The following is a 13046-nucleotide window of genomic DNA, read 5'->3' on the forward strand; positions in this document are numbered from 1 at the left end:
GGTGCTCGCCCACGCCGTCCGGCGCGTGCTGCTCGCGGTCGTCCAGCTCGTGTGCCTCGCCGTCCTGGTCTTCCTGCTGACCTCGCTGCTGCCGGGGGACGCCGCCGAGGTCCAGTTCAACGAGCAGGCGGGCCCGGAGGAGATCGCCCACCTGCGCGAGCAGCTCGGGCTCGACCGGCCGGCGGCCGAGCGCTTCGCCGACTGGGCGGGGGCGCTGCTGTCCGGCGACCTCGGCGTCTCATTGGTCGGCGGGGTGCCGGTGCGGGAGATCGTCACCGGGTCCCTCACCGCGACCGTGCTGCTCGCCGCCGTCACCGCCGTGCTGCTGGTGCCGCTGGCGATGCTGCTCGGCCTGGCGGCGGGGCTGCGCGCCGGGAGCAGGCTGGACCGCGCGATCACCGCGGTCACGCTGGCGCTCAACGCCGTCCCGGACTTCGTGCTCGCGCTCGTCCTGGTCGCGGTGTTCTCGCTGCGGCTGGGGTGGTTCCCGTCGACCTGGCTGGGCGCCGACGGCGGCGCGCTGCTGACCAGTCCGGCGCTGCTGGTCCTGCCGGTCGCGGTGCTGCTCGCCCGGACGGTCTGCGGGCTGTCGCGGCAGATCCGGGCGGGCACCATCGCGGCACTGGAGGCCGGCTACACCGTCCAGGCGCGGCGCCTGGGCGTCCCGCGCGGACGGCTCGTGCTCCGGCACGTGCTGCCGAACGCGGCCGTCCCGGGCGTCCAGGAGCTGGCGCGGACCGGCGACCAGCTGCTCGGCGGAGTGCTGATCGTGGAGGCGGTCTTCGCGATCCCCGGCACCGCGACCGCGCTGATCGACGCGGTGCAGAGCCGCGACGTGCCGGCCGTGCAGGCGCTGACGCTGCTGCTGGCGGCGGTGGCGCTGGCCCTCAACGTCGCCGCCGACCTGGTCTCCCGGCGGCTCGCCCCGCGCTCGGAGGTGCTGCGATGAGCGCCGCCACCGCCGGCCGGCACCGCGTCCCGGTCACGACCGCGCTGGCGGCGACGCTGCTGGCGGTGCCCGTCCTCGCCGCCGTGCTGGGGCCGTTCCTCGCCCCGCTGACCCCGGACGACGGCGCCCCCTACGCCCTGGGCGGCGGCCACCTCCTCGGCACCGACGGGACGGGGCGGGACGTCCTCGGCCTGCTGCTGCGGGGCGGGCACACCGCCCTCGGCGTGGCGTGCTGCGCGGTCGCCCTCGCCTACCTGCTGGGCGGGCCGCTCGGGCTCGCGGCGGCGGCGACCCGGCACCGCTGGCTGGACGAGCTGGCGATGCGGCCGGTGGAGCTCATCCTGCCCATCCCGTCCCTGCTCGTCATCAGCGTGGTCGGGGTCGGCTGGCGCGGCAGCCCCCTGGCCGTCGCGCTCGCGGTCGCGGCGATCAACGTCCCGGCGGTGGCGCGGCTGGTGCGGGCGGCGGCGCTGGACGCCGCGTCCGGCCCGGTCGCGGAGGCGATGCGGATGCAGGGCGAGTCCCGGGCCGGGGTCCTGTTCGGCTACGTCGGCCGGACGGTGCTCCCGGTCGCCGCCGCCGATGCGGGGACCCGCGTCCCGCTGGCCGTGTTCACCGTCGCGGCCGCCAACTTCCTCGGCCTCGGGCTGGACCCGGCCTCGCCGGACTGGGGCGTCACCATCGCCGCGAGCCGCGAGGCCCTGCTCATCCAGCCGTGGGCGGTGTGCGCGCCCGCCGCGATGCTCGTCATGTTCACGGTCGGCCTCAACCTGCTGGCCGACCGGCTTCTCGACGGCGGCGTCCGGGACCGGCTGCGGGCGGCGAGGGCGGCGCGATGATGATCGAGGTCCGCGGGCTGACCGCGCGCGCCGGCGCCGCCGAGCTGCTGCGCGGGGTGGAGTTCGGCGTCCCGCCGGGCCGGGTGACCGCGCTGGCCGGGCCGTCCGGCAGCGGCAAGACGACCACCGCGCTGGCCCTCCTCGGCGAGTCCGAGCCGGGCGTGGAGCTGCGCGGCACGGTGCGGGTCGCGGGGGTTCCGGTGGTGGACGAGGACGGCGTCACGCCGGAGGCCGCGGGCCTGCGCGGCGGGACGGTCGCCTACCTGCCGCAGCACCCGGGCAGCGCGCTGAACCCCGCCCGCCGCACCGGCGCGGTGCTCAGGGAGCTGGCGCGGCTGCACGGGCGGTCGACGGCCGGCGAGGCGGTCCGCAAGGCCCAGCTGCCCGCGGAGAAGCCCGTGCTGCGCCGCTTCCCGCACCAGTTCTCCGGAGGGCAGCGGCAGCGGGTCGCCCTCGCTCAGGTGCTCGCCTGCGGGCCCCGGGCGCTCGTCCTGGACGAGCCCAGCACCGGCCTGGACAGCGTGACCCGCCTTCGGCTCATCGAGGAGCTCGCCGGTCTGGCCGCCGACGGCATGGCGCTGCTCCTTCTGAGCCATGACCACGACATGGTCCGCGCGCTGGCCGACCACGTCGTCCTGCTGGACGACGGCCGTGTCACCGCACAGGGCTCACCCCAGGACTTGCTGCCCGCCGCCACAACGCCGGTTGGCCTTCGTAAGAGCGCCCCCACCGCACCGGCACGTCTGGACGTCCAGAACCTGACCGCTTGGATACGTCCAGGAGGACGAGACGAGGTCCTGCACGACGTCTCCCTGTCCCTTACGCCAGGAGGCTGCCTGGCCGTCGCCGGGCCCTCGGGAAGCGGTAAGACCACGTTGGCCCGATGCATGGCCGGGCTCCACGAAAGGCATCGAGGGCGGATCCTGCTGGACGGCGTGCCGCTGCCGCCCCTGCGCCGCCGTGACCGGACGCAGATGCGGCGCGTCCAGTACGTCTGGCAGGAGGTCCGCGGCTCGTTCGACGAGCGCCGCCCGGTCCTCGACCAGGTCGCCCGCACGGCCGTCCGGCTCCGCGGGGTGCGCCCGGCGGAGGCCGTGGAGGAGGCCGCCGAGTTCCTCGCCCGCCTCGGTGTCGACCCGTCCACCGCGCGACGCCCCCCGGCGGCCCTGTCGGGCGGGGAGCTCCAGCGCGCCGCGTTCGCCCGCGCCGCGCTGGCCCGCCCCGACGTGCTCGTCTGCGACGAGATCACCACCGCGCTCGACGCCGCCGCCACCGATCTCGTCCTCGGCGAGGTCGCGCGGCTCCGCGCGGACGGCGCCGCGATCCTGTGGATCGGCCACGACCTGTCCCTGCTGCCCGCCGTCGCGGACACCCTCCTCGTCCTCGACGGCGGCCGCGTCGTCGAGCGCGGCAACCTCGGCCGCGTGCTGGCGGAACCCGATTCCGAAACGACCCGCCTGCTGATCCGGGCGGCACGACCCCGAAGGAGCGACCCATGACCGACACGGCCGCCTGGCAGGCATGGCAGGACAGCTGGGACCGCCAGCAGGAGTGGTACATGCCCGACCGCGAGGAGCGCTTCCGCGTCATGCTCGACATGGTCGAGGCCCTCGTCGGAACCGAGCCGAACGTCCTCGACCTCGCCTGCGGGACCGGCAGCATCACCGACCGCCTGCTGCGGCGCTTCCCCAAGGCCCGCGTCACGGGCGTCGACATCGACCCGGCCCTGCTCACCATCGCCCGCGGCACCTTCGCCGGCGACGACCGGGTCGAACTCGTCACCGCCGATCTGACCGACCCGTCCTGGACCGGCGCGCTGCCCGCCCGGCCCTACGACGCCGTCCTCACCGCGACCGCCCTGCACTGGCTCGACGCGGACCCGCTCCGCGAGCTGTACGGCCGGATCCGGGACGTGCTCCGCGACGGCGGCGTGTTCCTGAACGCCGACCACGTGACCGACGAGTCCGCGCCCCGCATCAACGCGGCGGCCAAGAGGCTCCACAACGCGCGGCAGGAGCGCGAGCGGGCCGCCGGAGCACTGGACTGGCGCGCATGGTGGACGAAGGTCGCCGACGACCCCGTCCTCGCCGAGCCCGCCCGCCGCCGCTTCGAGATCCACGGCGACCCCCGCGACCCGGCACAGGCGAAGGCCGACCGCCCGACCGCGACCCGGTGGCACCTGGACGCGCTGCGCGAGCAGGGCTTCGCGGAGGCCCGCCAGGTCTGGTGCTCCCACTGCGACGCCCTGACGGCCGCACTCCGGTAGGCCGCGCCCACCGGCCTTAGGCGGCTCCGCCTAGCGGTCCTCGGCGGCCGCGGCGCGGCGTTCGGCGCCGGTCTCCTCGAAGTAGCCGACGTCGTCACCGGCGATGCGCCCCACGAAGGTCTCGTTGGGCGTGGTCCCGGTGGTGCTGCCCTGGTCCGGGTAGGAGGGGTTGGACTCCCCGCCCACGGCACGCGACCACGCCACCGCCTTGTCGAGCGGTACGTCGGACTCCGGGCCGTTGCGGTGGACGAAGGTTCCCATGGCCTTCCTCACGATCGGTTCGTCCCCGGGCCTACCCCCGCCTGCGCGGGCCATGCGTCCGGGATCCGGCGGCCGAGGGGCCTGCGGTTGGATCAAAAATCCCGCGCGGGCGCGGAACTCCGTGTTCGATTGGTCCTGGCACGGGTCCGGGACGGGAGGCGGGTGCCATGGAGGCTCTGCGGTCCGGCGATCCCCGGCGCGTCGGCGGCCACCGGCTGCTGGGCAGGCTCGGCGCCGGGGGCATGGGCCTGGTGTACCTGGGGCGCTCGCCCGGCGGGATGCCGGTCGCGGTCAAGGTCGTCCACCCGCACCTGGTCGAGGACCCCGACTTCCGGGCGCGGTTCCGGCGGGAGGTCGGCGCGGCGCGGGCCGTCAGCGGCGCGTTCACCGCGCCCGTCGTGGACGCCGACCCCGAGGCCGCCCTGCCGTGGCTGGCGACCGCCTACCTGCCGGGCGTCCCGCTGGACCGGGCCGTCCCGCTGCCGGTGCCCGCCGTCCTCGCGCTGGGCGCGGGGCTCGCCGAGGCGCTCGTGTCGATCCACCGCGCGGGGGTCGTGCACCGCGACCTCAAGCCGTCCAACGTCATCCTGGCGCTCGACGGGCCGCGGGTGATCGACTTCGGCATCGCGCACGCCGCGGACGCCGCCGTCGTGACCCGGGCGGGCGCCACCGTCGGGTCGCCCGGCTTCATCGCCCCCGAGCAGGCCCGGGGCGCGCCGGCCGGCCCGGCCGCCGACGTGTTCTCGCTCGGCGCGGTCCTGGTCTTCGCCGCGACCGGCGCCGGCCCGTACGGGCAGGGGCCGCCGCACGTCCTCATCTACCGGGCCGTCCACGAACGGCCCCGGCTCGACGGCGTCACCGACCTGGCGCTGCGGGCCGTCGTCGAGGCGTGCCTGGAGCCGGACCCGAGCCGCCGCCCGAGCCCGGACGAACTGCTGCGGGGGCTCGCCCCGCACGTGCCGCCGAGCACCGACCTGCACGGCGTCGGCTGGCTGCCCGCCGGCCTGGGCGAGCGCATCGCCCAGGCGGGCACCGACATCCCGGAGCCGCCGCCCACCGGGATCGAGACGGCCGGGGCGCCGGGCCGGCGGCGGTTCCTCGTCGTGGGCGGCGCCGCCGCGGCCGTCGCGCTCGGCACCGGGGGAGTCGCCGCGCTGGTGCGGGTGCTGCGCGAACCGGCCGCCGCGCCCGCCGCGCAGCCCCCCGCCACGTCGCCCGCCGCGTCCGCGCCCCCGCCGATGCGGGACGGCAAGGTCCTGTGGAAGCGCCCGTCCGGCGACGAGTACCTCGTCTCCAGCCCCGTGGTGGCCGGCGGGCAGGTCTTCGTCGGCAGCGAGAAGGGGAACCTGCTGGCGTTCGGCGCCAGGACCGGCGAGCCGCGGTGGACGTACCGGGCCGCGCGGCGGATCGTCACGGGCCCGGCCGCCGCGGCGGGCCTCGTCTACGCACTCTCCCAGGACGGCGTCCTGCACGCGGTCGACGCCCGCACGGGCCGGCTGAAGTGGCAGCGGGCGGTCGGGAACACCCAGGCGGACCCCATCGTCGCGGGCGGCCTCGTCTACTGCGGCGGCGACGCCCTCAACGCGCTCGACGCGGCCGGCGGTTCGGTCCGCTGGCGGGGGACGGGGGCGGGCCGGACCCCGGCCGCCGCCGGAGGCGCCGTCTACGTCCCCGGCGAGAAGAAGCTCGTCGCCTACGACACGTCCACCGGCCGGGCCCGCTGGACCTACCCCTCGCCCGGCGGCGTCCAGGACGCCGCGGCGGCGAACGGCCTCGTCTGCTTCGCCGACTTCCAGGGCGAGAAGGTCCACGCGGTCGACGCCCGCACCGGCAGGCGCCGCTGGACGTTCGACATCGGCGAGACCGCCACCTCCCGGCCCGTGATCACGGAGCAGGCGGTGTACGCCGCCGACTACGGCGGCAAGGTGTCCGCCCTCGACCCGGCCACCGGGACCATGCGGTGGCAAGCCCAGCTCGAAGGCCAGATCCAGGACAATCCGGTCGTGGCGGGCGGCACGCTGTACGTTCCGAGCGGGATCTACTCCGACGGCGGCGTGTACGCGGTGGACGCCGCCACCGGCCGCAAGCTGTGGCGGTTCCAGGCGGACGAGGGCGTCGAGTCGAGCCCGGCCGTCGCCGGCGGGATCGTGTACACCGGCTGCAAGGACGGCTACCTGTACGCACTCGACGCGCGCGGTGGCTCGGGCACCGCGACCGGCTGAGAACCCGACCGGCTGAGAAACGGAGAGCGATGTCCGCGACACGTCCGGGAGACCCGCGCCAGGTCGGGCCCTACCGCGTCGTCGGCAGGCTGGGCGCGGGCGGCATGGGCCAGGTCTTCCTCGGCCGGTCGCCCGCGGGCCGCACGGTCGCCGTCAAGGTCATCCACCCGGCCATGGCGGAGGACGGCGACTTCAAGGCGCGGTTCCGGCGCGAGATCACCGCGGCCCGCGCCGTCGGCGGCGTCTACACCGCCCCGGTGGTCGACGCCGACCCCGACGCCGCACCGCCCTGGCTGGCGACGTCGTACCTGCGCGGGATGTCCCTCCAGGACGCCGTCGCGGCGCACGGCCCGCTTCCCCCGCCCGCGGTGCGGGCGCTCGGCGCGGGGCTCGCGGAGGCGCTGCGGTCGATCCACGCCGCCGGGATCGTGCACCGCGACCTGAAGCCGTCCAACGTGATGCTCACGCCCGAGGGGCCGCGCGTCATCGACTTCGGCATCGCCCGCCCGAGCGAGGCCACGACGCTCACGCGGACCGGCGCGACCCTCGGCACCCCCGCCTACATGTCCCCGGAGCAGGCGTCCGGCCTGCCGGCCGGGCCGCCGACCGACGTCTTCTCGTTCGGCTCCGTGCTGACCTACGCGGCCACCGGCACCGGCCCGTTCGGGGTGGGCGCCCTGCACGAGATGGTGTACCGGGTCATGCACCTGCCGCCCTACCTGGACGCCGTGCCCGACCCCGGCCTGCGCGCCCTGATCGCGGCCTGCATGGAGAAGGACCCGGACCGCCGTCCCGGCACCGACCGGCTGCTGGCGGAGCTGTCCGCCGACCCGGCCGCCGCTCCGCAGGGCACGCACTGGCTCCCGCCGCAGGTCGCGCACGATGTCGCGCGGCGGGGGGAGGCGACCGTCCCCGGCGGTCCGAGCCGCCGCCGGCTGCTCGCCATCGGCGCGGCCGGCGTCGCCTTCACCGCCCTGGCGGCGGGCGGCAGCGGCGCCACGTTCCTGATGCGCCGCGGCGACGACCCGGTCCGCTGGACGTTCGCGCTGCCCGACGGCATGTACGTCCGGACGCGGCTGGTCGCGCACGGCGGCGCGGTGTTCGCGTTCGGCTCCGCCGGGCTGTCCGGCGCGACGTTCGCGATCGACGCCCGGACCGGGAAGCAGAGGTGGCGCGGGAGCTTCACGGCCGCCCGCGACTCGGCGGCGGCCCTGCTCGACGGGAGGGGCTTCCTGTACGACTCGTCCGGCAACCAGTTGACCGGGTTCGAGCTGGCGACGGGCAAGACCCTGTGGACCGAGCAGCTCAGGACGTTCGGGCTCGCGCCGTCCCCGGTCGCCGGGTCCGGCGTCGTCTGCCTCACCGGCAGCGGCGGCACCGGCGAGTACGGCCTGTACGGGTACGACGCGGCGACCGGCCGGCCCCGCTGGCGGTACCGCGCGGACGACCTGCTGCAGAGCCGGGCGGTGCTGGCGGGCGACACGTGCTGCTTCGGCACGCGGAAGGGCTTCGTCTACGGCGTGGACGTCACCACCGGCAACGCCCGCTGGCAGCGGCGGACCGGCGGGCCCGCCACCACGACGCCCATGGTGGCGGGCGACGTGGTGGCCGTCCTCACCGGGGACGGCGCCGTCCTCGGCCTCGATGCGGCCACCGGGCGGCAGCGCTGGCGCACCGACCTCGGGGACGACGCGGCGACCGACGCCCCCGAGGGGCTCCCGGTCGGCGTCGCCGGCGGCCTCGCCTTCGTCGGCGGCCTGAACGGCACCCTGCACGCCATCGAACCGGCGACCGGACGCGTCCGCTGGAAGCGGCCGGGCGCGGGCGCCTCCGAGCGCGGCGGATCACGCGGCTTCTCGATCCCGTCCGTGGGCGGCGGGCTGGCGGTGGTCACCGACGACGAGGGACGGGTCGCCGCACTGGACGCCGCCACCGGCGAACCCCGCTGGGAACGGGGCGTCGACAAGGGCCTCGGCGAACGGCCGCTGATCTCCGGATCCCTGGTCTATTACGGCGCGGTCGGCGGCATGTCCGTCTTCGACCTGGCGTCCGGCCGCACCCGCTACCGGTTCGAGTTCGAAGACGTCCAGCGCGTGGTGGGATCCACGCAGCACTACACCGCGGCGGGCGGAACGGTGTACTGCGTCGTGGACAACGCCGTTGTGCAGGCAATTCGCCCCGACGCGTAAAGGCCCGCTCCAGGGAGCGGGCACCGCTGTCCCCGTGCGAGCTACAGGCGATTGTCCACCGCACGGTGATGATCCCGCTACCGTCCGGTCAATAGCGTTCTCCACGTGCACGCGGCACCCCCGCGACTCGGACCCGCGGGACTCCCCCCGGCCATTCGCATTCGAGCGCCGATTCTTGGAGGACACGATGTTCCGCAATTACAGGGCTCCCGCCGCGGTCGCGCTGGCGAGCCCCCCGCCCGCGGGAAGCGGAGCCGTCCGGGTCATGATGCCCGTGCACGAGGGGAGACGGCGCCGCCCGAGGCCGCCGGAGAACGCCGGAGAACGCCGGAAGAACGAAAGCGGGACATAGATGCGGATACTCATTGTCGCGGTCGGGTCGCGCGGGGACGTGGCGCCCTACACCGGACTGGCGGCCCGGCTGGGCGAAGCCGGGCACGACGTCGCCATCGCGGCGCACGAACCGTTCGAGGAGTTCGTCCGGGAACGCGGGATCGCGTTCCGGCCGCTGCCCATGGACCTGCGCTCGGAGCTGGGCTCGGATGCGGGGCGCGGCGCGCTCGGCGGCTCCCCGCTCGCGCTGGCGCGGTTCGCCCGCATGTACGCCGCGCGGTGGGCGGAGATGGGCGAGGCGATCCTGGACGCCTCCCGCGACCGGGACCTCCTGCTGCTGTCGGCGATGGGGTGGCTCGGCATCCACGTCGCGGAGGGACTCGGCATCCCGAGCATGGGGGTGTACCTCCAGCCGCTGGACCCGACCCGGGAGTTCCCTCCGGCGCTGCTGACGACCCGCTCGCTGGGCGGGGTCGGCAACCGGGCGGCGGCGCGGACGCTCCGCGCCGCGGGGCAGGCGCCCTTCCGCTCGGTCGTGAGGGACCTGCGGAAGCGGCTCGGGCTGCCGCCCATCGGCGCCGCCGCGCTGTTCCGGCGGCTGGAGCGGGACGCCTGGCCCGTCCACTACGGCTTCAGCCCGCGGCTCGTGCCGCGTCCGGCCGACTGGCCGCCCGGCCGGGACGTGGTGGGGTACTGGTGGCCCGAGCCCGTCCCGGACTGGAAGCCGCCCGAGCGGCTCACCGACTTCCTCGACGCGGGCCCGCCACCCGTCTACGTCGGGTTCGGCAGCATGGCCCTGGACGACGGCGAGCGTGTCGCGCGGACCGTGACCGACGCGCTGCGCCAAGCGGGGATGCGCGGCATCGTCCAGGCGGGCTGGGGGGAAATGGTCGCGGACGCGTCCGACGACGTCCTGCCCGTCGGGGACGTCCCGCACGACTGGCTGTTCCCGCGCACCGCCGCGGTCGTGCACCACGGCGGCGCCGGGACGACGGCGGCAGGTCTGCGCGCGGGGGTGCCGACGGTGGCCGTCCCGGTCGCGGCCGACCAGCCGTTCTGGGCGGCCCGAGTGCGCGCCGCGGGCGCGGGCCCGGAGGGCGTCCCGTTCCGGCGGCTGACCGCCGGTGCGCTCGCCGCCGCCGTCCGCGAGGCGACCGCCGCCCCGTACCGGGACAACGCCGCGAAGATCGCCGCCCGCCTCGCCGGGGAGGACGGCGCGGGCGCCGTCGTCGCGGCCGTGGCGCGCCTGGCCCGGTGACGTCCGCCGCGGTCCTGGCCGGTGTGTGTGAGCCCGGCGAGGGGGTGCGACCGTCACCCGTAGGGCGTCACGCGTAGGGGCGGACGACGGCCACCGGGCCGCGGGCGTGGTGGAGCACGCCGTGGCTCACCGATCCCAGCGGGATGAGGCGCTCCCGGGAGCCGACGACGACCAGGCCGGCGTTCGCGGACGCGGTCGCCAGCGCGTCGACCGGGTGGCCGATGAAGACCTCCTCACTGACCTTGACGTCCTGGTAGCGCTCACGCCATGGCGCCAGGACGGAGGTCAGGCGCTCGCGAGCGGTCTCGGTCGCGTCCCGCCGGTCCACCCGGGCCTCGACGGCCAGCGGTGCGGGCTGCCGGACGTGCACCACGCGCAGCGGGGCCTCGCGGGCGGCGGCGGTGGCGAAGGCGTAGTCGAGCACGGGCTCGGGGTCCTCGTCCAGGTCGACGCCGGCCACGACCTCGTCGGCCGTGATGTCGGCCCGGTCCCGGACGACGATCACCGGTCCGGGGTAGCCGCCGGTCAGGCGCAGGCCGGTGGAGCCGAGCAGCAGCCCGGTGAAGCCGCCCCGGCCGCGGTGGCCGACGACCACCGCCGCGGCGTCGCGGGCGAACCGCCGCAGCCCGTCCGGCACGTTCTGGTCCTGGACGACCTCGGTCTCGACGGCGAGCCTTGGCTGCCGGCGCAGCGCGAGGACCTCGGCGTCCCGCAGGATCCGCTCGCCCGACTCGGTGAGCTCCTCGACGATGCCGTCGGTCGTGCGCCCGGGGACGTCCAGCATGGCCGTCTCCACGACGTGGACGAGGCGCAGGGACCTGCCGGTGCGCGCCGCTTCGTCGGCGGCCCAGATGACGGCGAGGTCGGAGGGGGCGGAGCCGTCGGCCCCGACGAGGATGGTTCTTCGTTCCGTGGACATATCCTCCTCCTTTATTGAGGTGTATACGGTGAGTGTCCGCGAAGTGCGCGACGAGGGTGGTTCAGACACTAATCCCGTCAATATGAGGGTCCATCAGGAATTCGCGGGCGAATAGAGACCTTGGTCCCATGGCCGCCCACCATTGGTCCCTTTTCGAGTAGGCGAGGAAAGGGTAAAGCGCGTACCTGATCACGTCGCGCGGCGCGCGGCCGATCGGGGCGGCCGTGCGGCGGCGGCATGCCGCCGAACCCGTCGTGATCACCCGGCCCGGTCTTGATCACGATTGAGTTGCGGAACGGTACGCGTTTCTTGCCGCTATAGATCCCTTTTCATAGGTTCGTGCAAACGGGGGCAAAGGTCCTTGTCAGGCCGTCGTCCGCCACGCTTGAGACCCGAGCCGGGCGGGCACGGCACCTATCTCCACGAGGAGACGCCATGTCCGAGGTCAAACGCCGCGACCTGCTGGCCGGAGCCGCGGCCTTCGCCGGGTTCGCGACCGTCGGCCTGCTCCCCGGCACCGCCGCCGCCGCGACCCGGCAGCGCCCCGGCGCCGCCCTGCCGCCCTCCCTCTCCGTCGGCGACCGGGCCGTGGTCGCCCGGGTCGACGCCCGCCGGGCGCTGCGGCACCTCAAGGTGCTCAGCGACGAGATCGGCTGGCGCATCGCCGGCACGCGGTCCGAGCACCGCGCCGCCCGCTACATCGCCGGAACCCTGCGCGAATACGGCTACGAGGTCGAACTGCAGCCCTTCCCGGTCGCCGACAAGTACCTCGCGGAGATCCGCGCCCGCGGCGAGCGGCTCTGGCAGGCCAGCGCCGCGCCGCAGGGCGCCGTCGGCTCGGTGGAGGGCAAGGTCGTGGACGTCGGCCGCGTCACCGAGGTGACCGGCGACGTGCGGGGCAAGCTGGTGCTGTTCGACCGGGTGACCGGCATGGAGACCCAGCAGGCCAAGGCCGCCGCGGGGGCGGGCGCCAAGGCCGCGCTCATCGTCAACGCGCGCTCGGAGACCTACCCGGAGCGCAAGCCCGGCTCGTTCACCCCGAACCTGGGGGAGCAGGTCGCGATCCCGGTGCTGGGCCTGGCCGAGTACCACGGCGAGCGGATCCGCGCGGGCGCCCGGCGGCTGTCGTTCGAGGTCACGCACCACTCGGGGCTGACCTCGTACAACGTCCTGGCCGAGCGGAAGGCCACGCTGCCCAACCCCGAGGGCAAGGCCGTCATCGTCAGCGCGCACTACGACAGCGTCCCCGGCTCGCCCGGCGCCAACGACGACGGCAGCGGGACCGTGCTGTGCCTGGAGCTGGCGCGCGTCCTGCGGCGGCTGCCCACCCAGCAGGCGATCCGCATCTGCCTGTGGGGCTCGGAGGAGTACGGCCTGATCGGCGCCCGGCACTACGTGCGGGAACTGGACGAGGCGGGCGTCGCGCAGATCACCGGCTGCTTCCAGAACGACATGGTCGCCACCAGCCATCCGCCCGCGGGCACCTACTGGCTGCTGTCCGTGGACGGCGCCGACAACACCACCACGGCCGCGGTGAACGCCGCCGCGGGCCGGCTCGGCTACACCGGGCAGGTCCAGGGCCCCACCGCCCGCGGCTCCAGCGACCACGAGGCGTTCTACGAGCGCGGCATCGCGGCGGGCAACTTCAGCTGGCGCGGCGGTGAGGCGCCCAGCCAGCTCGAACCGATCTACCACACCCCCGAGGACACGATCGCCCAGAACATCAGCCTGAAGCGGCTCCAGGTGTCGCTCGAACTGGTCGGGTGCGCCGCGTACGACGTGGCGCGCCGCAAGTAGCGCACGCGCACCG

At 75.6% G+C, this 13046-nt stretch carries 10 protein-coding genes; 8 read left to right on the forward strand and 2 right to left on the reverse strand.

Annotated features, from left to right (window positions below; translation table 11 throughout):
• Window position 1 precedes the first annotated feature (1 nt).
• From E1266_RS00275 to E1266_RS00290, 4 genes are read left to right on the forward strand one after another with little or no spacing between them, the layout of a single operon-like run.
• Window positions 2-949, forward strand: a complete 948-nt coding sequence (locus E1266_RS00275; RefSeq protein ID WP_132042401.1) for an ABC transporter permease — start codon at window positions 2-4, stop codon at window positions 947-949.
• Window positions 946-1788, forward strand: coding sequence for an ABC transporter permease subunit (locus E1266_RS00280; protein WP_132042403.1), 843 nt, complete (start codon window positions 946-948; stop codon window positions 1786-1788). Before E1266_RS00275 ends, E1266_RS00280 begins: the two co-directional genes overlap by 4 nt.
• Window positions 1785-3287 (forward strand): ATP-binding cassette domain-containing protein, encoded by a 1503-nt coding sequence (locus E1266_RS00285; protein ID WP_207945334.1) that lies wholly within the window; start codon window positions 1785-1787, stop codon window positions 3285-3287. The genes E1266_RS00280 and E1266_RS00285 overlap by 4 nt, the downstream gene beginning before the upstream one ends.
• Window positions 3284-4054, forward strand: a complete 771-nt coding sequence (locus tag E1266_RS00290; protein WP_132042405.1) for a class I SAM-dependent methyltransferase — start codon at window positions 3284-3286, stop codon at window positions 4052-4054. The genes E1266_RS00285 and E1266_RS00290 overlap by 4 nt, the downstream gene beginning before the upstream one ends.
• A 30-nt stretch (window positions 4055-4084) precedes the next feature.
• On the opposite strand, the gene E1266_RS00295 is transcribed toward E1266_RS00290, so the two are convergent.
• Window positions 4085-4315, reverse strand: a complete 231-nt coding sequence (locus tag E1266_RS00295) for a hypothetical protein (protein ID WP_132042407.1) — start codon at window positions 4313-4315, stop codon at window positions 4085-4087.
• A 167-nt stretch (window positions 4316-4482) separates the two neighbouring features.
• Here E1266_RS00295 and E1266_RS00300 point away from each other — a divergent pair, with 167 nt between their 5' ends.
• The 3 genes from E1266_RS00300 (at window position 4483) to E1266_RS00310 (ending at window position 10317) form a co-directional block, all read left to right on the forward strand.
• Window positions 4483-6537 (forward strand): serine/threonine-protein kinase, encoded by a 2055-nt coding sequence (locus E1266_RS00300; protein ID WP_132042409.1) that lies wholly within the window; start codon window positions 4483-4485, stop codon window positions 6535-6537.
• Window positions 6538-6566: 29 nt separating this feature from the next.
• Window positions 6567-8726 (forward strand): serine/threonine-protein kinase, encoded by a 2160-nt coding sequence (locus E1266_RS00305; RefSeq protein ID WP_132042411.1) that lies wholly within the window; start codon window positions 6567-6569, stop codon window positions 8724-8726.
• Window positions 8727-9078: 352 nt separating this feature from the next.
• Window positions 9079-10317 carry a glycosyltransferase gene (locus tag E1266_RS00310; protein ID WP_132042413.1) on the forward strand — a complete coding sequence of 413 codons (1239 nt, stop codon included), beginning with the start codon at window positions 9079-9081 and terminating at the stop codon, window positions 10315-10317.
• Window positions 10318-10384: 67 nt separating this feature from the next.
• On the opposite strand, the gene E1266_RS00315 is transcribed toward E1266_RS00310, so the two are convergent.
• A complete protein-coding gene (locus tag E1266_RS00315; RefSeq protein WP_132042415.1) occupies window positions 10385-11236 on the reverse strand; it encodes a universal stress protein in 852 nt (283 codons plus the stop codon).
• A gap of 435 nt (window positions 11237-11671) precedes the next feature.
• On the opposite strand from E1266_RS00315, the gene E1266_RS00320 reads away from it, so the two are divergent.
• The gene (locus E1266_RS00320) at window positions 11672-13033 is read left to right on the forward strand and encodes a M28 family peptidase (RefSeq protein WP_132042417.1); all 1362 of its coding nucleotides are present in this window, start codon (window positions 11672-11674) and stop codon (window positions 13031-13033) included.
• Window positions 13034-13046: the final 13 nt, after the last annotated feature.

This window comes from Actinomadura sp. 7K534, assembly GCF_004348575.1.
Taxonomy (GTDB): Bacteria; Actinomycetota; Actinomycetes; order Streptosporangiales; family Streptosporangiaceae; genus Spirillospora; species Spirillospora livida.

Coding starts and splice junctions, on each gene's coding strand:
- E1266_RS00315 (WP_132042415.1), bottom strand. CDS start 11,236: ATGTCCACGGAACGAAGAACCATCCTCGTCGGGGCCGACGGCTCCGCC.
- E1266_RS00280 (WP_132042403.1), top strand. CDS start 946: ATGAGCGCCGCCACCGCCGGCCGGCACCGCGTCCCGGTCACGACCGCG.
- E1266_RS00305 (WP_132042411.1), top strand. CDS start 6,567: ATGTCCGCGACACGTCCGGGAGACCCGCGCCAGGTCGGGCCCTACCGC.
- E1266_RS00295 (WP_132042407.1), bottom strand. CDS start 4,315: ATGGGAACCTTCGTCCACCGCAACGGCCCGGAGTCCGACGTACCGCTC.
- E1266_RS00285 (WP_207945334.1), top strand. CDS start 1,785: ATGATGATCGAGGTCCGCGGGCTGACCGCGCGCGCCGGCGCCGCCGAG.
- E1266_RS00300 (WP_132042409.1), top strand. CDS start 4,483: ATGGAGGCTCTGCGGTCCGGCGATCCCCGGCGCGTCGGCGGCCACCGG.
- E1266_RS00290 (WP_132042405.1), top strand. CDS start 3,284: ATGACCGACACGGCCGCCTGGCAGGCATGGCAGGACAGCTGGGACCGC.
- E1266_RS00310 (WP_132042413.1), top strand. CDS start 9,079: ATGCGGATACTCATTGTCGCGGTCGGGTCGCGCGGGGACGTGGCGCCC.
- E1266_RS00320 (WP_132042417.1), top strand. CDS start 11,672: ATGTCCGAGGTCAAACGCCGCGACCTGCTGGCCGGAGCCGCGGCCTTC.